This is a genomic window from Hydrogenophaga taeniospiralis, from assembly GCF_020510445.1.
Lineage (GTDB): Bacteria > Pseudomonadota > Gammaproteobacteria > Burkholderiales > Burkholderiaceae_C > Hydrogenophaga.
Map to the genome: position 1 here is coordinate 1 of NZ_JAHBAG010000001.1, position 21,497 is coordinate 21,497.

A 21,497-nucleotide genomic window follows, 5' to 3' on the forward strand; every position below is an offset into this window, starting at 1 on the left:
GCAGGTGTTCGCCCGCTCGCGTGTGCTGATGGACCAGGGCGCCTCGGGCATGGTCTATGGCCGCAACGTGTACCAGCACGCCAACCCCTCGGCGGTGGTGAATGCGCTGATGGCCATGATCCACCGCGGCGCGAGCGCATCCGAGGCCTGGGACATCTACGCGGGAACCTGATCCCGTTCACACGGGGTACGGCGAAAAAAGAAGGAGCGAGGGAGAAAGAGAGAAAGAGCACTGCGGTCGGTGGCGCGAGCCACCGGCTGGGCGTGCCTGCGCGCCCGTGACGGCGGCCTGTCGGACAGATCGAGGAAGAAGGTTCCGAGTGAACCACCCACAACCTGGAGGCGACGATGAAAGTTCGGTATTACCTGATGGCGCTCTTGCTGCCGTTCGTCACGCTGCTGACGCACGCGGCGATCACGGGGATCAGCCCCATGACCACCCTATCAACCATGGCGGATGCGGTCACGCAGGCCGCGGAGGACCCGCTCCCGCTGCAGGGACCGGGTCTGGGCAACCTCACCTATTCCTCGACCGAGCTGTTCAAGCCGGTCTCCATGATCACCCGTGAATCGGGCGACGTGCCGGCCACCTACCCCGGGCGCAAGGCCTACGGGCTGAACGTGGGCATCATGATCAACGGCTACTTCCTGACCTCCTTCGCCCCCGACAGCGGCCTGGGCCCGGGCGGCTTCCTGCTGTACGACGTGTCCGACCCGCGCGCCATCCGGCTCGTCAAGAAGATCTACGAGCCCGAGGGCCGCACCCAGGAGTTCCGAGAGGCGCACGCCTTCGGCGCCGCGAAGATCGGTGGCCGCCAGTACGTGGTGGTGCCCAGCATCAAGGGCGTCGAGTTCTGGGACTTCACCGACATCAACGACATCCAGCAGGTCAAGAAACTGGCGCTGCCCACCGTCAACGGCGGCGACTACGCCAACGTGGCGTGGCAGCTGTGGTGGCAGGCGCCCTACCTGTACGTGGCCTCGGCCAACGACGGCGTCTACATCGTGGACGCGAGCGACCCGGCCAACGCCGTGATCGCCAACCGCGGCGCCGGCAGGCCCAACCCGGTGCCCACCGGTGAGCTCGGGGGCTTTCGCGTCGGGCCCATCTTCACCATGGGCAACCAGATGGTGCTGACCTCGATGGACAACAGCGACGGATTCGCCAGCCTGGACATCTCCGACCCGCTCAACCCCAAGGTGCTGGACACCGTGGGTTCCAACACCTTCTATTACGCCACCTGCTACGACGGCAAGAGCCTGCACGCCTCGGCCCGCGGCGGCGGCGCCAAGATGTACAGCTACAACCTGAGCGACCGCACCCAGTTCGTCGCCGAGGACAACCGGCTGGTCATCGACGAGCAGCTGTACTGCGGCACGCAGGACCAGTACGTGTTCCAGGGCGCGCAGACCAAGGTGCACAAGGTGGACGTGAGCAACCCGCTCAACCATGTCGAAGTGGGCCAGGGCAGCCTGTTCGCGGCCGACGACCCCGAACTCTCGCACTCCGACCACGGCCAGGTCGCACCCTTCGGCAACCTGGTGTTCATCGGCAACGACCACGGCTCGGGCAGTGGCTTCATCGTGCACCAGACGGCGCGCGACACCACGCCACCAGCGGTCAAGCAGACCTCGCCGGCCAACGGCGCCAAACAGCAGGCCCTGAGCTCGCGCATCGGTATAGGCCTCTCGGACAGCATCCTGCCCGAGAGCGTCAACGCCAGCACCTTCGTCGTGCGACCGGTGAACGGCAACACGCTGGCCGGCACCTACAGCGTGCAACTGGGCATCATCAACTTCCACCCCGCTCAGCCCCTGGAGGCCGGCACCAGCTACGAGATCCTGCTGACGGCCGGCGGCGTGAAGGACTATGCGGGCAACGGCATTGCCACCGAGTACCGCGCCGTCTTCACCACCGGCACCGCCAGCGACATCGGCCTGATGAACCACTGGCCCCTGGCGAGCGGGCTGTCCGATGAGATCGGTGCCAACAACGGCACGGCCTCGGCGGCCGACCAGTTCGACAGCATCAGCCTGAACTTCGCGCAGCGCAGCGGCGGCGTGACGCTCAAGAACGACAGCGTGGCCAGCACGCTGGGCGGCACCGCCTCGCTCGCCTTCTACATGAAGACCACACAGGCCGGCTCGGCCAACGCCTGGACGGCCCCCGGCCTCTTCGGGCGCGACCAGGTGGGCGGTGCGGACGATGTGTTCTGGGGCTGGATCGACAACACCGGCCGCCTCAACCTGTCGGTGGGCAACGCGGCGACCAACAACCCCGGCACCCGCTCCACCGCCCCGGTGAACGACGGCAACTGGCACCATGTGGTGATGACGCGCGACGCCGCCACGGGCGCGCAGACGCTGACCGTCGACGGCGTCAAGACCAGCTCCACCGGCCTCACGGGCACCAAGGGCCTGTTCAACCGGTTCACCCTGCTCGGGCAGATGCAGGGCAACGCGGACTTCTTCCGTGGCAGCCTGGCCGACGTGCGGGTCTACGGCCGCGTGCTGAGCGACGCGGAGGTCACGCAGCTCCGGGAACAGCCCCTCATCGGAGACGTGGGTCTGAGCGACGGCCCGCAGATGGTCAACGGGCAACTGACGTTCAACCCGGCCCAGCTGGGCGGCAGCAGCGGCGCCACCTACCGCTGGAACTTCGGCAACGGCACACAGACGGCGTTTTCGACCCAGCTGGGCACCACCTACAGCTACAACCGCCCCGGCCACTACACCGTGACCCTCACGGTGCGCGATGCCTCGGGCCGGGAAACCTACTACACCTACAACGTGACCGTGACCTTCCCGGTGACCGCCACGCCGCCCACGCATTCGAGCAACATCGTGGGCGATGCCAACACCGTCTACGCGGTGAACCCCGACAGCGGCACCGTAGCCGCCATCGACGCCCAGGCGCTGACCAAGCGCTGGGAGGTGCGTGTGGGCGACGAGCCCAAGACCCTCGCGCGCGGCCCCGACGGCCGCATCTGGGTCACGGTGCAGGGTGAGGACAAGCTCGTGGCCCTGAACCCGGCCGATGGCAGCATCTCCGCCACGGTGGCGCTGGCCTACGGCAGCGGCCCCTACGGCGTGGCCTTCACGCCCAACGGTGCCAAGGGCCTGCTGACGCTGGAGAGCAAGTCCACGCTGATCACCTTCGATCCCGCCAGCGGCACCACCACGGGCACACTGGCCCTGGAGGGCGACCTGCGCGGCATCGCGGTGGCGGCCGACTCGCAGACGGCCTACATCACGCGCTTCAAGTCCAAGATGACGGGTGGGCAGCTGCACAAGGTGAGCCTCAACAGCATGGCCCTGGTGTCCACCATCGCTCTGCCGGTGGACACCACCACGGTGGACACAGAGAACAGCGCGCGCGGCGTGGCCAACTACCTGAGCCAGGTGGTGATCTCCCCCGATGGTGGCCGCGCGGTGCTGCCGGGCAAGAAGGACAACATCGTGCGCGGGCGCTTCCGCGATGGCAGCGACCTGGAGCATGACCAGACGGTGCGCTCCATCCTGTCGCAGGTCGAGCTGGCGCAGGGCACGCACCTGCTGGACGAGCAGATCGACTTCGATGACCGGGCCCCGGCACGCGCCGCCCTGTTCTCACCGGCCGGCGACTACCTGTTCGTGGCGCAGATGGAAGGCAACAACATCGCCATCGTCGACGCCTACAGCCACGCCGTGCGCGGCGAGATCAACGCCAGCAGCGCGCCGCACGGCCTGTACCTGGACGCCTCGCGCAAGCGCCTGTTCGTCAACAACTTCCTGGCGCGCTCGGTCACGGCGCACGACGTGGCCGACGTGCTGGCCTCCCGCAGCGCGGCCGCCGTCTTCCTGCAGCACATCTCCACGGTGGCGCAGGAGCCGATGGCGGCCGCGGCGCTGCGCGGCAAGCTGGTGTTCTACAACGCGGCCGACCGGCGCATGAGCAAGGACAACTACATGTCCTGCGCCAGCTGCCACGCCGACGGCGGGGACGACGGCATGGTGTGGGACTTCACCCAGCGCGGCGAGGGCCTGCGCCGCACCATCAGCCTGCAGGGCCGGGCCGGCCTGGGCCACGGCAAGCTGCACTGGAGCGCCAACTTCGACGAGGTGCAGGACTTCGAGAACGACATGCGCAACGCCTTCGGCGGCACCGGCTTCCTGAGCGACGCGGACTTCGCCGCCACGGCCGACCCACTGGGCGCGCCCAAGGCCGGACGCAGCGCGCAGCTCGACGACATGGCCGCCTACCTGAGCTCGCTGACCAAGTACATCCGCAGCCCGGCGCGCGCCGCCGATGGCACCCTCACGGTGGAGGCGGCGCGCGGGCAGACCCTGTTCGCCAGCGCCAACTGCGCGAGTTGCCATACCGGAGGCACCCTGCGCGACGGTCTGCGGCACGACGTGGGCACGATCCAGCCGTCCTCCGGCCTGGGCATGAACCAGCCGCTGGCCGGCGTGGGCTTCGACACGCCCACGCTGATCGGCAGCTGGGCCGCGAAGTCCTACATGCACAACGGCCAGAAGGCCAGCGTGCTGGACGTGATCGCGGGCGGCCATGGCAATGCCTCGGGCCTGCCCGCGGCCGACCAGCAGGCCATCGCCGCGTACGTGCGCTCGCAGGACACCGCCTCGGAGGTCAGCACGCGCCTGCGCTCCAACCACAGCTCGCTGTGCGTCAACATCCGGGGGGTCTCGCAGGCCAGCGGCACGGTCGCCATCCAGTGGCCTTGCGGCACCGCCAGCAACGAGACCTTCGCGGTGCGCAACGTCGCCGATGGCTACGTGCAACTGGTCGCCCAGCACAGCAACCTGTGCCTGGCGCAGGACAGCGCCGTGACCAGCGGCGCCGGGGTGGTGCAGCTGGCCTGCAACACCGGCAACACGGCGCAGTGGAGTCTGGTCGGCTCGACCATCCGCAACCGGGCGTCGGGCGCCTGCCTGGACGTGCCGAACAACTCGACGGCGCAGGACATCCCGCTGATCACCTGGACCTGTCACAGCGGCAACAACCAGAACTGGACCCAGGTGCGCTGAAGAAGAGGCGCTGAAACCAGAGGGCCCGCCGTCGCGGTTAGCGACGGCGGGCCCTGTGCCATGGGGGCCACCCGCCCCCTCAATAGACGCCCACGGCGTTGAGGTACCAGCCCTTGAAGCGGTAGTCGGTGTGGCGCAGGTCGTCGCTGAAGCTGGTGAAGTTGTAGCCCACCCCCAGACGGAAATAGGGGGTGATCTGCTTGTCCACGCCCACCAGCCAGCCCGACTGCGTGTTCTTGTCCTGCACCGTCTTCAGCCAGCGGTGTTCGACCAGGGCGTCCCAGGACTGGAGCATGTGCATGCGCACCTGGCCGGCGGCGAAGTGCCGGGTGTTCTGGTACCAGGCGCCGGTGTTGCGGCCTTCGCGCAACTCGCCGCGGCGGTAGGCGTACTTGCCGCCCACCTCCCACAGCGGGTTGATGCGGTAGAGCAGCTCGTTGGCGAGGATGTGCGCGCGCTGGTCCACCTCGTTGTTGGCCACGCCCGAGGTGGGCGAGACCTGCGTCAGCGCGCCCAGGTCGTACACATAGGTGTACTTGCCCAGCCAGGCCCAGCGGTTGTTGCCCGCGGGGCGGTAGGCCAGGCCGAAATTGGCTTCGGTGAAGCGCGCTTCGTCCACGCTGGAGAGCTTGTCCTGGGTGAGCGAGGTCCTGAGGCGGACCGCCGTGCGCCAGTCTTCGCTGAACTTGTGCTTCAGGCCCACGCTGAGCAGGTACTGGTCGCGCGACTGCGCCCCCCGGTCGCGCCGGACCTCGAAGCGCGGCGTGAAGCTGGTGCGGTTGTCGTTGTAGCTGGCCAGCACGGTGCCAGAGCGGCGCGTGGTCTCGCCCCCCGCGGCGTGCTCGATCCGGCTTTGCGCGTAGCGGAAGCCCAGTTGCCAGTGCCGCGCGACGTTGTAGTCCAGACCCAGGTTCTGGCCCCGCCCGTCTTCATTGGCCCGGTGGCTCAGCTGCGCCTCCTGGAACAGACTCAGGCCGCCGCCCGCGTTCCAGCGCTGCCCCACCGAGAAGGTGCGACCGGCCCCGTCCTCCAGGAACTCGCTGCCGAAGATGTCGCCGGGCTGGTGGGCGTAGGTGTAGCGCGAGTACAGGTTGTAGTCGGGCGTGAGGTAGTAGCTGCCTTCGAGCTTTCCGGCCAGCCCCAGCGTGCCGGTGGAGACCTCGCCGGTGGCGGACGAGCGCTCGCCAAAGCGCCGGGTCGCCCCCACGCCGTAGCGGTCGTTCTTCAGCCCTTCGTCGCTTTGCAGCGTGCTCTGCACAAAGCCATACGCCTCGGTGCGGCCGCTGAGCTTGCGCTTGTAGCGCAGCCCCGCATAGGTCGCGGTGCCCACGCCGGCGCCGGCCTGCGCGTCGGGGTCGGCAAACTCGCCGCTGGCCTCGGAGCTGCGAACCTGGCGCAGCTCCAGGCCCAGGCTCTGTTTGTCGTCCAGGTACCAGTTGCTCACCAGCTGGACCTGGTCGATCCGGTTCTGCCCCTCGACTTCGCGGCGGCTCAGGCGTGCCCCGACGTCCAGATCGGTGCCCACCTCGGCCATCGTCTCGACCCCGGACTCACGGCTGCGCAGCCCACCCGTTTCGGCCCGCGCCGTGGAGTAGCCGGCCTCGCGGTCCTTGTACCAGGCACCGGCGCTCACGTTTTCCCGCGTCCAGCCCAGTTCGTTGAGGTTGACCCTGGCCTCGACCCCCACGGCCTGGCCGGAGCGCGGCCCGGTTTCCAGCTCGGCGGTCCGGTCGGTGTAGGTCAGGCCCCCGTTGTCGGAATAGTGCACGCTGGCCTGGGTCGATTCGCTCTGCGCCACCTCGGCCTTGAGGTAGGTGCCGCGCCCGGCGCGCAAGGTGAGGTCCACCCCATGGAGCTGGTAGTCGTCACCGGCGCGCTCTTCCGACACGTAGGTGCCGCCCACGGCCACGTGGTCGCCGGCCCAGACCTGGCCCCGCCCGCCCGCGACCAGGTTTTCCGAGCCCTCGGGCACGTACTCGTAGTCCACCAGCAGGTGGTTTTCGTAATCGCCGTCGGCGCTCAGGCGCACGATGCCGAAGCCGCTGTCCAATTCGCTGCGCCCCAGCGGGCGACTCAGGATGATGCGGCCCTGGATGTAGTCGATTTCGTAGTCGGTGCCGTACGCCAGGCGACCGCGCTGAACGACCTGACCGGTGACCCGGTCGCGCACCTCGATGCGCAGCTGTTCGGAGCCGCGCAGGATGTCGGTGTGCTTGAGGTAGTACAGGCTGCCCCCGGTGCCCAGCAGCTCGCTGTAGCCCTTGGCGGTCTGGGACTCGGAGGCGAAAACGCTGAGCTGCGACCTGGGGTCGTCGTACGGCGTGGTCTCGTTGCTGCGCCACCTGAGCGCACCGCCATAGAGGGTGCGGTTGTACTGGTTGAACTCGCCACCGCTGATGCCGGTGTTGAAGTTGCCCCACACCGCCTGGTTCTTGTCCCAGTCCAGGCGCAGGTAGAGCTTGCCCTCGCTGTCGGCGTCGCGGTAGCTGGTGGAGTCATCGCCATACACCGGGTAATACTGATCGGGGTCGAGGCGGCGGAAGATGTCCTGCGGCGTGGCCTTGAAGAAGTCGTGGAACAGGTTGTTGAGTTCCTGGTCTTCGGTGTCGGCCTGCGCCGTGAAGAGGTACTTGCCCTGGATCTTGCCCTTCAGGTAGAAGGCCAGGCGCCCTTCCTTGAGCAGCTCCTGGTCGAAGCCATCTTCCGCGGCCGCGGGCACGATGTTGCCCGTGACCTGGGATTTGGAGAGGTAGAAGTCGGCCATGCCGACCATGAAGAAGTACTCGCCACTGATGTTCACGTCGAGATGGCGCGTGAAGACCGGCTGGCCCGGCAGGCCGTTGACGTCGATCGTCAGCGCATGCGCGCCGATCGGGAGCAGGAACTCGGAGACGAAGCGCTGGTTGACGTCGATGGCGGCGCTCTTGCCGTTGATCTTGATGCTGGACTGGTCGGGCATGTCCTGGCCAAAGATGCGCACGATCGACCCCGACAGCGGGATGTTCTGCTTCACCAGGCCGTTGACCAGTTGCGCCTCGCGCGCCAGGCGCTGGTCCAGCGTGAAGCCATCGGCCAGCTCATTGCTCTGGCTGATCAGCTGCTCCCGGGCGACACGCCACTCTTCCTCGGTGTACAGGCGCACCGTGCGCGCCTGGGTTTCGTCGGCCTGTCCACCCCGGCCATAGGCCCGCACCAGATAGACCAGGGTGTCGCCCGGCCGCAGCCGGTGGCCCGCGGGCAACTGGCCGTCCCACTGGATCACCCCTTCCCCGCTCACCGGCACGGGCAGCCGCACCAGCGGCTTGACCAGATCGGTGTCGCGCCCGCTGTAGATGAGCAGCTCCATGCGTTCGATGAAACTGGCGTAGTTGTTGCTAACGTTGAAGCTCAGCCCTTCGACCAGTCGGTCGTCTCGAAGACCCGCGATGCTCTGGCCCGAGACGTTCATCTGCGGACTGAGGTTGGCCGGGTCTTCGGTCGCCCACACCCGGCCTCCGCCGGGCAGGGACAGGACCTGCCCGGGCCTGACCACCGGCTTGGCCGTGGTGGTTGCGGCCACGTCCTGCGGTTGCCCCGCCCCGTGCGCCCCTGCCGCCTGCGCCAGGGGCGCACGCTCCACCGCCTGGGCGCTCGCGGCCAGCGGCGTCAACGCGAAGAGCGCGCCCAGCGGAACCAGGGCGAGGCCATGGAGCCAGCCCGTACCCTGGCTTTGGCTGCGTGCGCACAACAGACGTTCGATGTGATTGGATTGGGTGTTCATCTTGCGGTCATCCGTACTGGGGGCTGCGGGTTTCGGCGCCATCACTTGGCCGCGGGGGCAACGGCAGGCGTCTGCGTGCCGAACCCGACGCCAAAGTCAAAGCGCACCATCAGGCCCCCCGTGAGGCGGCGCACCAGGGGATTCGCCGTGGTTACCCGGGCGCCCGGCGGCAGGCTGACCGGATCGACCTTGAGCACGAAGTTGCGCCCGTGGGCACGTTCCCCAACATCGATGTCTTCCAGGTGGAATCGCCCGTAGCTGTCCGTCTGCACCACCAGGCCTTCGGGGCTGGCCAGACGCACACCGGGAATACCCACTTCGGAGACCCCGTGGTTGGTGATGACGTAGTCGACACGGTGTTTGCCCTCCAGCGGCGTGACCGTGCGCTGCACGCGCAGGTCCTGGAGGTTCAGGCCGGCGGCCACATCGCCCGAGTGTTCGTAGCGCACTTCACCGCTGGGCCTCACGACGATTCGGGTTCCGTCTCCACTGGTGATCACGCTGTCACCGCTGAACACCGGTTCCGTCATCCACTGGCTGATCACCACCCGGCGCAGTGGCACCGTCTCGTCGTCGCCCTCGCGCCCACGGACCGTGCCGATGCGGATGCCGTGCAACAGCGGCGCGTTCGCTTCCGGTTCGGGCTGCGCGCCCTGCCCGCGGTCCACCGTGGTGGAGCCGGCCACGTACACCGCCGGATCGATGCCGCCCTGGATGCGCACATCCTGCGCGTCGGCGCTGTCCTGCCAGCCATCGCCGTCCTGGTCGATGAACACCTTGCCGATGATGGAGGTCTCATCGGCATCGGCGTCAGCGATCACCACCACCACGGCCTTGGCCGTGTTGCCGACCTTCCCGCCCTCGGGATCGGCCGTTCTGCCGGCCTTCCCGCCCACGAGGAATGGATCGGCCGTGTTGACGGCCTCGCCCCGGCGCGCGTTGGCGCCCACCCGCATCAGGTAGCTGATGTACGCCCGGCCGTTGCCCGCCAGGTCGATCTGGCCCAGGGTGATCGGGCCGGTCCCGTCGACCGAGCCGTGCGTGTCCTCGTCCTGGAAGCGCACGCTGCCCGGCACCAGGCTGAAGCCCTGTGGCGGCGTGTCCACGATCCGCAGGCCGTCCACCTCGCCGTCGTTCTCGGTGAGGTTGTCCACCTGCAGGGTGTAGGACACGAAGTCGCCCACGCGGACCTGCTTCGTCTGCGCCGTCTTGATGACCCGGACCTGCACTTGGCACTGCTTGACCGTCACCACGATCCGGGCGCTGTCGCAGTTGTTCGACACGCTGCGCTGGCAGATCCTGTATCCGATGACGTAGGTGCCCCCTGGCGTACCGCCCGGCACCTTCACCTCACCCGTGGCCGTGTTGAGCACAGGCACAGGCTTGCCCGGCTTGGCGGGCTTGGCCGCGGAGGTCACCGTGCCCAGCACGTCGGCGGCACGGATGGGGCGGCCGTTCAGGGTGTCGTTCTTGTAGGCGTTGCCCACCACCACATCCGATTTCGGGCACATGACCTCGCCGAAGTCATCGTCCTTGGCCCGTATCACGGCGGGGACCACCTCCGTCGTCAGCGTGACGCGGCACTGGGCTTCCTGGCTGCCCGAGGCGCACATGTTGTCCGTGACCGTGGCCACGTTCACCACCCGGCGCGCCCGCACGTCCGCCGCGGTGACCGTGTAGGTGCCCTGGAGCACACAGTTCTGGCCCGGCAGCACGCTGGCACAGACCACATTGCCGGGGTTGATCAACGGATCGCTGATCACCACGTCGGTGAGCGCCACGAAGCCCGAGTTGCCCACGGTGATGCGGTAGGTCAGGGTGTCGTTCATCGACACCTGGCCGTTGCCGTCCTGGTCCGCGTTGCTCACCAGCTCTTTCACCAGGGTCTGGCTCGGGTTCGCCGTGACCGCCATGGCAAAGCTGCGACTCGACACCTGGCTGTTGGCGTCGGTGGCGGCCACGGTGAAGTTGAAGGCACCCACCTGCGTGGCGGTGCCCGACAGCAGGCCGGCGGCGCTCAGGCTCAGGCCCGCGGGCAGCGCGCCCCCGGTCAGCGCGAAGCTGTACGGCGCCACGCCGCCGGTGGCGGTGATGAGCTGGCTGTAGGCCTCACCGGCCACCGGCTCAGGCAGCGTGGCCGGCGCCATCACGATGGTCGGCACGGCCACTTCCACCACGTAGTTCTGCGCGACCGCGAAGGGCGACCCCACGCCGGTCAGCACACTGTCGGTCGACGTGATCGTGACCGGATAGCTCCCCGGTGCGGTCGGCGTGCCCGACAGCGTGCTGCCGCTGAAGTTCAGGCCCGTTGGCAGAGCGCCGGTCAGCACGTAGGTATGCGGGCCCGGGCTGCCGCTGGTGGTGAAGCTCTGCGTGTAGGCGCTGCCATAAGGGGCCGTCAGCGTGCCGGCGGCTGGGGACACCGCCAGCGTCGGTGCGCCGACGACCAGGGTGTAGGCACGGCTGCCGACCTGGCTGAAGTTGTCGGTCGTGGTGATCGTGAAGTTGAAGCTGCCGACCTCGGTCGGCGTGCCGGTGAGCCCGCCGCCGCTGCCCAGGGTGAGGCCCGCGGGCAGGCTGCCGCTGGAGAGGGCGAAGCTGTAGGGCGCAATGCCCCCGCTGGCCGTGAGGGTCTGGCTGTAGGCCACACCTGGGGTGGGATTCGGCAGCGTCGCCGGGTTGACCACGACGGTCGGCGCGGCCACCTCGATGGTGTAGTTCTGCGTGATCGAGAACGGCGCGCCGGTGCCGGTCAGGCCAGAGTCGACCATCATGATGCTGATGTTGAAGCTGCCCAACTGCGTCGGCGTGCCCGAGATCGTGTAGCCGCTGATGGTCAGGCCCGTCGGCAGCGAGCCGATCATCACCCGGTTGTACGGGCCCGGGCTGCCGCTGACGACGAAGGTCTGGCTGAAGGGCACGCCGTAGGGGGCGCTGAGCGTGCCCGGGGGCGGCGTCATGGTCAGTGTGGGCGGGTTCACCACCAGGGTGTAGGCGCGGCTGCCGGTCTGGCCGTTGGCGTCCGTCGCGGTCACGGTGATCGAAAAACTGCCGGCCTCGGTCGGCGTGCCGCTCAGCGCGCCCCCCGTGCTCAGGGTCAGGCCGGTGGGCAGGCTGCCGGCGCTCAGGGAGAAGCTGTAGGCGGCCACGCCACCGCTGGCGCTGAGGGTCTGGCTGTAGGCCGTGCCGGCGGTGGCATCCGGCAGGGTCGCCGGACTCACCACGATGGCCGCTGCGGCGACGATCAGCGTGTAGTTCTGCGCGATCGAGAACGGCGCGCCGGTGCCGGTGGAGCCGGTGTCGGTGGCCGTGATGGTGAAGTTGAAGCTGCCCGGCACGGTGGGCGTGCCCGAGACGGTGTTGCCCGAGAAGCTCACGCCGGTCGGCAGGGAGCCCGTCAACGCGTAGCTGTACGGACCGGTGCCGCCACTGGCCGTGAAGCTCTGGCTGTAGGCCGCGGCATAGGGCGTGTTGAAGGTTGTGGCAGCTGGGGTCAGCGCCAGACCGGGCGCCGCCACGCTCAGCACGAAGGCCTGGCCGACCGTGTAGGGGCCGTTGCCGGTGCTGCTGTCGGTGGCCGAGACGTTGAGCGTGAAGCTGCCGGCCTGGGTCGGGGTGCCGGAGACGGTGACGCTGTTGGCCGTGCTGCCGGTGATCGACAGGCCCGCCGGCAGGTTGGTCACCTGGAAGCCGCTCCAGGGCTGGGCGCCGCCGTTCCAGGTGAAGGTCTGGGTGTACGGCGCGCCGACCGTGGCCGCGAAACCGCCGCTGGCGGTGATGGTGATGACCGGGTCGTTCACCGTGACGGTGACCGTGGCCGGCGCCGAGGTGCCGCCGCTGTTGGTCGCGGTGTAGGTGAAGCTGTCCGGGCCGGCGTAGCCGGTGGTCGGCTGGTAGGTGATGCTGGTGCCGCCGGCGATGGCCGTGCCATGGCTCGGAGCGGTGCCCACGGCCACCGAGGTCGGCGCACCGCCGGTGACGTTCAGCGTGACCGGCGTGGCGGCCGCGTTGTAGGCCACGGTGAGCGACACCGCGTTGGCCACCGGCGGAATGTCGATCACGGTGATCGCATACGCCTGGGTCGCGGTGTAGGGGCCGGTGCCGGTGCTGCTGTCGCTCGCGGTGATGCTGAAGTTGAAGGTGCCCGGTGCGCTGGGGGTGCCGGTGATGGCGCCGCTCGCGGCGTTGAGGCTCAGGCCGCCCGGCAGCGCCCCGGCGGTGACCGCGTAGCTGTAGGGTGCCGTGCCGCCCGAGGCCACCGTGATGCCGTCTGCGTAGGCCGTGCCGACCGTGCCACCGGCCAGACTGGTCGCCGGCAGGACGATGGTGGGCGGGGTCACCACGAGCGTGTAGGCGCGACTGCCCGCGAACGGGCCCGGGAAGGGGCTGCTGTCGGTGGCGGTGGCGGTGAAGTTGAAAGTGCCGCCGGCCGTCGGCGTGCCGCTGAGCACGCCCCCCGAGGACAGGCTCAGACCCGCGGGCAAGGCGCCGGCCGTCACCGCGAAGCTGTACGGCGACACGCCGCCGCTGGCGGTGAGGGTCTGGCTGTAGGCCACGGTGACCGCGCCGTTGGGCAGTGTGCTCGGGCTGACGGTCACCGGCACGTCGTCGTTGGTGATGGTGCCGACGCCCTGGTTGTCGGCGATGGTGGCGTTGGTCGCGCCACTGAGGTTGACGAAGAAGGTTTCGTTGGCCTCGGGCACGGTTTCGCCCGCCACCGGCACCGTGATGGTCTGCGTGGTCTGGCCCGGGGTGAAGGTCAGCGTGCCGCTGGCGCTGGTGTAGTCGGCCGGCTGTGTGGCGGTGCCGTCGGCGGTGGCGTAGTTGACGCTGACGGTCTGGCCACTGGCCGCACTCAGGGTGACGGTGAAGACGGCATTGGTGGTGCCGCTGTTGCCCTCGACCACGGTGACATCGTTGATGGACAGGCTCGGCAGGGGATCGTCGTTGACGATGGTGCCCAGGCCCTGGGCGTCCGCGACGACGGCGTTGACCACGTTGGTCACGTTGACGAAGAAGGTCTCGCTGGGTTCGTTGAGCGTGTCGCCGTTGATCAGCACGGTGAAGGTGTAGGTGCTGCTACCGGCGGGGATGGTCTGGCCGGTCAGGCTGTTGGCGACGTAATCCACGCCCGCTGTGGCGGTGCCATTGGCGGTGGCGATGTCGAAGGTCACGCCGCCCGGGCCGGCCGGCTCGCTGAGGCTGACGGTGAAGGTGGCGTTGGTGGTGCCCGCGTTGCCTTCGGCCAGCGTCACGTCGTTGATGGTCAGTGTCGGCAGGTCGTCGTTGAGAATCGTGCCGGTGGCGCTGGTCGGCACGCCGACCGTGTAGCCCGTGCCGGCCGCCAGGGTGATGCTCACCGTCTCGTCGGTTTCGATGGTGGCGTCGGCGGTCGGGTTGACCGTGATGGTGCCGGTGGTGTTGCCCGCCGGGATGACCAGCGGCGAGGTCACGGCCGCGTAATCGGTGCCGGAGGTGGCGGTGCCGCCCACGGTGTAGTTGACCGACAGCGAGGAGAGCGACGCCTGGTCCAGGGTGACGGTGTAGACGAGGTTGGTCGCCCCGTCTTCGGCCACGCTGGCCGGCGAGACCGCGATCGACGCGGTCGGCACGTCGTCGTTGAGGAGGGTGCCGGTGGCGCTGGCCGGCGCACCCACGGTGTAGCCGGTGCCGGCGGCGACGGTCAGGGTGACGGATTCATCGGCCTCGACCGTGCCGTCGACCGTGGGGTTGATGGTGATGGTGGCCGTGGTCGCGCCGCCGGGGATGCTGACGGTGGCGACACCGCCGGTGTAGTCCACGCCCGAGGTGGCGGTGCCACTGGTGGTGATGTTGACCACCGTCGCCGAGGCCAGGTTCAGACTGCGGGTGACGGTGTAGACGAGGTTGGTCGCGCCGTCTTCGGACACGCTGGCCGGGGAAACCGCGATCGACACCGACGGCGGCGGGCTGACGTTGAGCGTGAAGGATTCAAGCTCGAAATAGCTGCCCGGGCCGGTGCTGGCGTCGGTGACGCGCAGCGTGACCGGGTAGGCGCCGGTCGCGGCGGCCGTGGTGCCGCTGATCACGCCAGCACTGGAGATGGAGATGCCCGCCGGGAAGCTGCCGGTTTCGAGCAGGTAGGAATGGGGTGCGACGCCACCGATGGCGGTCAGGGTCTGGGAGAACGCCACGCTCTGGATGGCGGTGGCGCTGGTCGGCGTGATGGACAGCGTCGGGTTCTCCACCGTGCCGGTGTAGCCCTTGTCCACGAAATCGGCGACGCTGTCGGTGGAGCGGACGGTGAAGCTGTAGCTGCCGCGCTCGGTCGGCGTGCCGCTGAGCACCCCGGCACCAGACAGGCTGAGGCCGACCGGCAAGGTGCCGGATTGCAAGGTGTAGGTGTAAGGCGCGGTGCCGCCACTGGAGGTGAGGGTCTGCGAGAACGGCGTGCCGGCGGTCAGGGTCGGCAGCGACGCCGGGGACACCACGATGGCCGAGGCTGGCGGGCTGATGGTGACGTTGAAGGTGAGCAAGTCACCGTTTTCATCTTCCAGCTTGAAGGTATCGGTGGTGGTCGCGCTGCCATTGTGGGTGTAGGTGACCGTTTGATTGCCAGGCCCGGATTGCGGGCCAAGAATCGCGGTGCCATTCACCGGCAGGTCGGGCGCGAAAGGCCCACCCATCCCGAAATTGAACGGACCATCACAATTGATCAGATCGATCGAGGTCACCGACCCGCCATTGCTCACCGAGAGGTTTTGCGTAGGGCAGTAGGGCGACACCCCCTGGGCCATCGCCAGACTCGGCAGGCACAACGCCATGGAAAGCCAGATCCATCGCGTCAGTGACAGCGACCGCGTGCGCAAGCGACACACCCACGAAGACACACCCAGATCCGAAAACCCTGCTGGCATTTTTGCCCTCCCTCGCGGTCGTTTCGACCTGAGCTGTTAACTTGATCAGCGCGCAAAAACGGCCAATAAGGCTGGTCAGTATATTTACAACGGGCTACATAAAAGTTGCAGATTGGCCACGGACCTGCCTGTTTTGCTTTTTTCTTTGGCCGGTTTTCGTGAACATTTTGACGAAAAGACGACCCGGCCGAACAGCCGGCAAGAGGCCATTCACGGGGCGCCGCCCACGGCAGGGGCGCCCTGAACACCTGGAATTCCAGCCCCAGTGGCTCCGGGCAATCCCCTTGGCCCACGCAAACATGGGCCTGGTGCGCGGCCTTGCCTCGACCACTCAAAGCACACAGAATGTAACAAGGCGGTGCCACATCCGCACCGCCGCCAACCACCCAGGGAGGATCGAAGTGAGTGACTTCTTCATTGGCCAGGTCATGATGACCGGCTTCAATTTCGCGCCGAAATTCTGGGCGCAATGCAACGGCCAGTTGCTGCCGATCAGCCAGAACCAGGCGCTGTTCTCCCTGCTGGGAACGCAGTTCGGGGGCAACGGCACCACCAACTTCGCCCTGCCCGACCTGCGCGGACGCTCACCCGTGGGTTATGCCAGCTCGGTGGACCCGAGCTGGCAGCCTCCGGCGGTGCAGATGGGCCAGACGGGCGGCGTCGAGAACGTCACGCTGCTGTCGAGCAACCTGCCGGCGCACACCCACACCATGGCGGCGTCGACCGCAGCGGGCGACAACCGCACCCCCGTGAACGGTCTGCTGGCCACCAGCACCAACTCCGCGACGGCGGCCAACCTGTACGCCCCCTCGAACGGTGCGCTGGTGGCGATGAACACCCAGTCGGTGGCCACGGCCGGCGGCAACCAGCCGCACCCGAACCTGCAGCCCTACACCGCGATCAATTTCTGCATCGCGCTCAGCGGCATCTTCCCCTCGCGCGACTAACGGCCCGACCCCAGGGCACCAGACTGATCATTCGGAGCACCGTTTCATGTCCACACCTTATATCGGCGAAATTCGCATGTTCGGCTTCGGCCGCACCCCCATCGGCTGGCAGGCCTGCGACGGCAGCCTGCTGCCGATTTCCCTCTACGAAACCCTGTTCGTCCTCATCGGCACCACCTACGGCGGCGATGGCCAGAGCACCTTCGCCGTGCCCGACCTGCGCGGCCGCCTGCCCATCCACCAGGGCCAGGGCCCGGGGCTGAGCAACTACGTCATTGGTCAGATGGCCGGCACCGAAAGCGTGACGCTGCTGACAACCCAGATGCCAACGCACACGCACACGATGGTCGTGACCACGGGCGCGGCCACCGCGCTGACACCGGGCAACAACCTGCTGCCTGGCTCGGTCAGCGGCGACGTCTTCTACGCCACCGACGTCACCGGTGCCACACCCGCCCCGATGTCCGCGCAATCCACCACCATCGCTGGCGGCTCGCAACCGCACGAAAACACCATGCCCACACTGACGGTGCAGTACTGCATCGCCACCGAAGGCATCTTCCCGCAGCAGGCCTGAACGCAGAACAACCCCACGAAGGAATCAGATCATGAGCGAACCCTTTATCGGCGAAATCCAGATGTTCGGCTTCTACTTCAACCCGCGCAACTGGGCGTACTGCAACGGCGCCACGCTGCCGATCTCGCAGAACACCGCGCTGTTCGCCCTCATCGGCACCATCTACGGCGGCAACGGGACGACCACGTTCCAGTTGCCCAATTTCGCGGCCCGCGCCGGCTGTGAACAAGGCCAGAGTCCGGGGCTCAGCGAACGCGTGCTGGGCGAGACCTTCGGCGTCAACACGGTCACCCTCATCAGCACCGAGATCCCGGTGCACAACCACGGCGTCAACGCGTTCGCCCAATCCGATCGCGCCAAAAAGAGTGGCACGCCTGGCAACAACAGCGCGCTCTCCACGCTGGGCAGCAATACCGCGAGACCGTTCAATGATGCGTCCCCCAGCACCACCTTTGCCCCGAACATGATCTCGCCGAACCAGGGCGGTGGTTTCCCGCATGAAAACCAGCAACCGTATCTCGGCGTGAATTTCTGCATCGCGCTGCAGGGCGTCTTCCCCTCCTTCCCCTGACGTGGCAACGGCCGCCCTGCAAGGCTTGGCGCCGTTCCCGCCGGAACGTGCCGAACACCGGCCCGAGCCCGCGCTCTTCACCGAGCGCGGGTTTTCTTTGCGCGCACTGCGCGATGCGGACCTGCCCTGGCTATGCGATCTCTATGCCAGCACGCGCAGCGACGAGATGGCCCTGGTGCCGTGGCCGGACCCGGTCAAACGACAGTTCATCGAACAGCAGTTCACGCTGCAGCACAGGCACTATCTGGCGCACTACCCCGAGGCCTGTTTCTGGGCCATCGAACACCGGCACAGCGGTGTGGTGGGCAACTGCTACCTGCTGCGCACACCGCCCGAGCACCTGATCATTCACATCAGCCTGTTTCCGGACGCGCGCAATGGCGGGCTGGGCTCGGCGCTGATCCGGCAATGCCAGGCCGATGCGGCGGCCGTGGGATGTGGTGTGCGCCTGCACGTGCTGCAGACCAACACCGGCGCCCGCCAGCTCTACGAACGCCTGGGGTTTGTCGCCGAAGACGGCGAGGGCTCGCACCTGCTGATGCGCTGGACGCCCCGAGAGACGCCGCTCAGTTGAACACCGCCTGGTACAGGAAGCCGGCCTTCTCGTACGCGATGGGCACCAGAAAGATGCCCACCTCGCCCACCCGCGGGTGGTGCATCGGGTAGATTTTCTGCGGGAACACCACGGCGGCGGTGTTGCGGAACAGCAGGGAAAACGGCTGGCGCACCGGGTGGGGCGCACCGTTCCCCAGGGGCCTGGCTTCGACCAGCACGAACTCCAGGTTCACATCGTCCAGCCGGGTGGCGAAAGGCTCGTTCACGCAGCCCGAAAAGTGTTCCAGCGTCAGCAGTTCCATGAAGTGAGGCTCCCTGCCCCACACACAGAGCAGCCGTTCATTATCGCCGCAGGGCACACCCGTCACTGGCGCCGAGACGCGCGTGGCACGGACCGCCAACCGCGGTTCACCGCCCCGCGCCGTTGACCGATATGGACTCGGGTTTGCGGTCCGCGCAGCCAGGGGGAACCTCTGCCACGCGGGTGAAGATCTCCGTCTCGCCATTGATCTCGCTGCCCACATAGGCGCGCACATGCAGATTGCCGCCTTTCAGGCGCAGTTTGGCGCTGTAGAACTTGCGCTTGCGGGTGTCGAAGGCCCAGCCCTCGCGCCAGACACCGCCGTCGAACTTCGACGCCTCGAAGACCTTGCGGTTGCAGTCCAGCGAGGTGCTGCGCTGGGGGTTGTTGACTTCGGCGTCCCACACGATCACACCGCACAGCGCCGTCGGCGGGGCGTTCTTGTACAGCGGGCAGCGCTGCAACTGAACGATGCCTTCGCCCTGGGCCGTCTTCCAGTAGCCCACGAAGTCGTCCGCACTGTCCTGCGCCTGCGCATGGCCCACGCTGGCGCCGATCAACATCCCTGCGAAAACGGTGCTCATCTTCATGGTGTGTTCCTTCTCGTCAGACCCAGCGCAGCGCCCGCAGCAGCGCCGCGCTGAGCCGGTTCTTGCGCGCGGTGTAAGGCGGGTAGAACAGGCTCAGCACCATCCAGCGGCCTGAAGCGAGGCAGGCGCGCTCGTGCGAAAACGCCTTGAAGCCGAACACGCCGTGCGCACTGCCAATGCCCGAGTGGTTGACGCCGCCAAACGGCAGGCCGCCGTGGGCGTACTGCTGCACACAGTGGTTGAGGCAGATGCCGCCCGAGCTGGTCTGCGCGGTCACTTTCGCCTGGGTCGGCCGGTGGTGGCTGAACAGGTAGAGTGCCAGCGGTTTGGGCTGGGCGTTGATGCGGCGGACCACGTCGTCGATCGCATCGAAGGCCTCGACCGGCAGCACCGGGCCGAAGATTTCCTCGGCGCCGATGCGCGCGTCGGCCGGCACGTCGGCCAGCAGCGTCGGCGCCACATAGCGCGCCGCGGCGTCGTGGCGTCCGCCGGCCAGCAGCCTGGCGCCGCGCGCCAGCGCGTCGTCGATCAGCGCGCCCAGGCGCTCGGTGTGGCGGCGCGTGATCATGCGCGCCAGGTCGGGGCTGGTCGCGACAGCGGCGTCGGTTGCGCCGTAGCGCGCCGCGATCAGTTCCTGGCACAGCCGCACGAAGCGGTCTTTGACACTGCGGTGCACGAACACGTGGTCGGGCGCAACGCAGGTCTGGCCGGCGTTGGTGAACTTGCCCCACAGGATCAGCTCGGCCGCGCGCTGCAGGTCGGCGGTCTCGTCCACGATCACCGGCGACTTGCCGCCCAGCTCCAGCGTCACCGAGGTCAGGTGCTGCGCGGCCGCGCCCATCACGATCTTGCCCACCGCCGGCGAGCCGGTGAAGAACACATGGTCAAAGGGCAGTGCCAGCAGCTGCTGTGCGGTGGCCACCCCGCCCTCCACGAGCGTGATTTCGGCCGGGTCGAACAGCTCGGCGACCAGTTCGGCGACGAGTGCGTTGACATGGGGCGTGAATTCCGAAGGCTTCAGGATCACCGTGTTGCCCGCCGCGATGGCCGACACCAGCGGGCCGAGCAAGGTGTTCACCGGGTAGTTCCAGGGGCCGATGATCAGGCAGCGCCCGCGCGGCTGGACCAGCACCCGCGCGCGCGTGCCCAGCGTGGTGAGCGTGGGCCACACCCGTTGCGGTCGCATCCAGCGCGCCAGGTGCGCGATGGCGTGGCGCGCTTCGTCCACCACCGGGAGCAGCTCGGTCAGGTCGACCTCCAGCGGCGGCTTGCGCAGGTCGGCCGCAAAGGCGGTGTACCAGGCCTCGCGGCGCTTGAGCAGCGCGTCGCGCAGCCGACGGAGTTTGGCCACCCGATCACGGGCGGTGGAGCAGCGCAGCGCCAGCGCGGTGGGGGCCTGCTGCGCAAACAGCGCCGCGATGACGGCCGGGTCTGCGTCGTGGGTGGTGTGCATGGCCAGGGCCTTCATGTGGTGGGCGGGCTACCCGCTGCATGGGCGGGCAGCGCCGGCAGCTCCCTGCGCAGGATGTGTGTGGTCCAGCGCTTGGGCAGCAACAACGCCAGCCGCACCAGCCAACGCATGGTGAAGGGGAACAGGTAATCCAGGGGCTCGCGGCGCAGAGCGTGCACGATGTGCTCGACGGCCTGCGCCTCCGACAACGCCAGCGGCGCGGGCATGCCGTCATTGGCGGTGGCCTCGGTGGCCACGAAGCCGGGGTAGATGGAGACGAAACGGACGCCCAACGGACCGAACTCGATGCGACAGGTGTCGATCAGCAAGCGCAGCGCACCCTTGGCCGCCGAGTACGGGCCTTGCAGCGGCACCCCCAGCCAGCCGGCCAGCGAGTTGGTCACCGCCACCAGACCGTGCCCCTGGCGCACCATCTGGTGCAGCACCGGGAACAGGACGTTCACCGCCACGTCGTAGTTGGAACGCATGCAGGCGGTGACTTCGCGGGCACCCATGGTGCGCATGTCCAGGGCGGGCGCGCCACCGGCGTTGAGCACCACCAGGTCGATGCGGCCGAACCGGCGCACCACCTCTTTCACCACCTGCTCGGCAGCGTCCGGGTCCTGGGCGTCCGCGGCCAGCGCCAGCCCCAGGTCGCCGCGTTGCGCCATCTCGTCCACCAGGGCATCGAGCCGCTCCTGGCGCCGGGCGGTGACGGTCACGACCGCGCCCTCGCCGGCCAGCCGCAGCGCCAGCACCCGGCCGATCCCGGACGACGCACCGACGATCAGGACCACCTTGTTCTTGAATTCCACCGTGACG

At 68.1% G+C, this 21,497-nt stretch carries 11 protein-coding genes and 1 pseudogene; 6 read left to right on the top strand and 6 right to left on the bottom strand.

Translation table 11 applies throughout. From position 1 onward, the window contains the following. Together KIH07_RS00005 and KIH07_RS00010 are read left to right on the top strand one after the other, a co-directional pair. Positions 1-172, top strand: a pseudogene (locus KIH07_RS00005) (aldolase); the annotation flags it as partial. A gap of 176 nt (positions 173-348) precedes the next feature. Beyond that, positions 349-5,028, top strand: coding sequence for an Ig-like domain-containing protein (locus KIH07_RS00010; RefSeq protein WP_226490013.1), 4,680 nt, complete (start codon positions 349-351; stop codon positions 5,026-5,028). Between the two features lie 79 nt (positions 5,029-5,107). Here KIH07_RS00010 and KIH07_RS00015 read toward each other — a convergent pair whose 3' ends face one another. Further along, positions 5,108-8,788 (bottom strand): hypothetical protein, encoded by a 3,681-nt coding sequence (locus tag KIH07_RS00015; RefSeq protein WP_226490014.1) that lies wholly within the window; start codon positions 8,786-8,788, stop codon positions 5,108-5,110. A gap of 41 nt (positions 8,789-8,829) precedes the next feature. Further along, positions 8,830-15,591 carry a beta strand repeat-containing protein gene (locus KIH07_RS00020; protein WP_226490015.1) on the bottom strand — a complete coding sequence of 2,254 codons (6,762 nt, stop codon included), beginning with the start codon at positions 15,589-15,591 and terminating at the stop codon, positions 8,830-8,832. 494 nt (positions 15,592-16,085) lie between these two features. On the opposite strand from KIH07_RS00020, the gene KIH07_RS00025 reads away from it, so the two are divergent. The 4 genes from KIH07_RS00025 to KIH07_RS00040 are packed head-to-tail and all read left to right on the top strand — an operon-like array spanning position 16,086 to position 18,353. Beyond that, positions 16,086-16,631, top strand: a complete 546-nt coding sequence (locus KIH07_RS00025; RefSeq protein ID WP_319004767.1) for a phage tail protein — start codon at positions 16,086-16,088, stop codon at positions 16,629-16,631. Positions 16,632-16,677: 46 nt separating this feature from the next. Next, complete coding sequence (locus KIH07_RS00030; RefSeq protein WP_226490016.1) at positions 16,678-17,208, top strand: phage tail protein; 531 nt, start codon at positions 16,678-16,680, stop codon at positions 17,206-17,208. A 31-nt stretch (positions 17,209-17,239) separates the two neighbouring features. Beyond that, complete coding sequence (locus tag KIH07_RS00035) at positions 17,240-17,779, top strand: phage tail protein (RefSeq protein ID WP_226490017.1); 540 nt, start codon at positions 17,240-17,242, stop codon at positions 17,777-17,779. 1 nt (position 17,780) lies between these two features. Then, positions 17,781-18,353, top strand: a complete 573-nt coding sequence (locus KIH07_RS00040; protein ID WP_226490018.1) for a GNAT family N-acetyltransferase — start codon at positions 17,781-17,783, stop codon at positions 18,351-18,353. Here the strand turns inward: KIH07_RS00040 and KIH07_RS00045 are convergent. The 4 genes from KIH07_RS00045 to KIH07_RS00060 form a co-directional block, all read right to left on the bottom strand. Then, a complete protein-coding gene (locus KIH07_RS00045; protein ID WP_226490019.1) occupies positions 18,346-18,636 on the bottom strand; it encodes a DUF6916 family protein in 291 nt (96 codons plus the stop codon). The two genes, KIH07_RS00040 and KIH07_RS00045, sit on opposite strands and share 8 nt — an antisense overlap. 106 nt (positions 18,637-18,742) lie before the next feature. After that, positions 18,743-19,225 carry a DUF2147 domain-containing protein gene (locus KIH07_RS00050; RefSeq protein WP_226490020.1) on the bottom strand — a complete coding sequence of 161 codons (483 nt, stop codon included), beginning with the start codon at positions 19,223-19,225 and terminating at the stop codon, positions 18,743-18,745. 16 nt (positions 19,226-19,241) lie between these two features. After that, positions 19,242-20,678, bottom strand: coding sequence for an aldehyde dehydrogenase family protein (locus KIH07_RS00055; RefSeq protein ID WP_264181774.1), 1,437 nt, complete (start codon positions 20,676-20,678; stop codon positions 19,242-19,244). Positions 20,679-20,689: 11 nt separating this feature from the next. Beyond that, positions 20,690-21,490: an SDR family NAD(P)-dependent oxidoreductase gene (locus KIH07_RS00060; RefSeq protein WP_226490022.1), complete on the bottom strand. Its 801-nt coding sequence runs from the start codon at positions 21,488-21,490 to the stop codon at positions 20,690-20,692. Positions 21,491-21,497: the final 7 nt, after the last annotated feature.

Bases quoted from the DNA above. Each gene is read 5' to 3' on its own strand.
- KIH07_RS00010 (WP_226490013.1), top strand. From the start codon at position 349: ATGAAAGTTCGGTATTACCTGATGGCGCTCTTGCTGCCGTTCGTCACG.
- KIH07_RS00015 (WP_226490014.1), bottom strand. From the start codon at position 8,788: ATGAACACCCAATCCAATCACATCGAACGTCTGTTGTGCGCACGCAGC.
- KIH07_RS00020 (WP_226490015.1), bottom strand. From the start codon at position 15,591: ATGGCGTTGTGCCTGCCGAGTCTGGCGATGGCCCAGGGGGTGTCGCCC.
- KIH07_RS00030 (WP_226490016.1), top strand. From the start codon at position 16,678: ATGTCCACACCTTATATCGGCGAAATTCGCATGTTCGGCTTCGGCCGC.
- KIH07_RS00035 (WP_226490017.1), top strand. From the start codon at position 17,240: ATGAGCGAACCCTTTATCGGCGAAATCCAGATGTTCGGCTTCTACTTC.
- KIH07_RS00045 (WP_226490019.1), bottom strand. From the start codon at position 18,636: ATGGAACTGCTGACGCTGGAACACTTTTCGGGCTGCGTGAACGAGCCT.
- KIH07_RS00050 (WP_226490020.1), bottom strand. From the start codon at position 19,225: ATGAAGATGAGCACCGTTTTCGCAGGGATGTTGATCGGCGCCAGCGTG.
- KIH07_RS00055 (WP_264181774.1), bottom strand. From the start codon at position 20,678: ATGCACACCACCCACGACGCAGACCCGGCCGTCATCGCGGCGCTGTTT.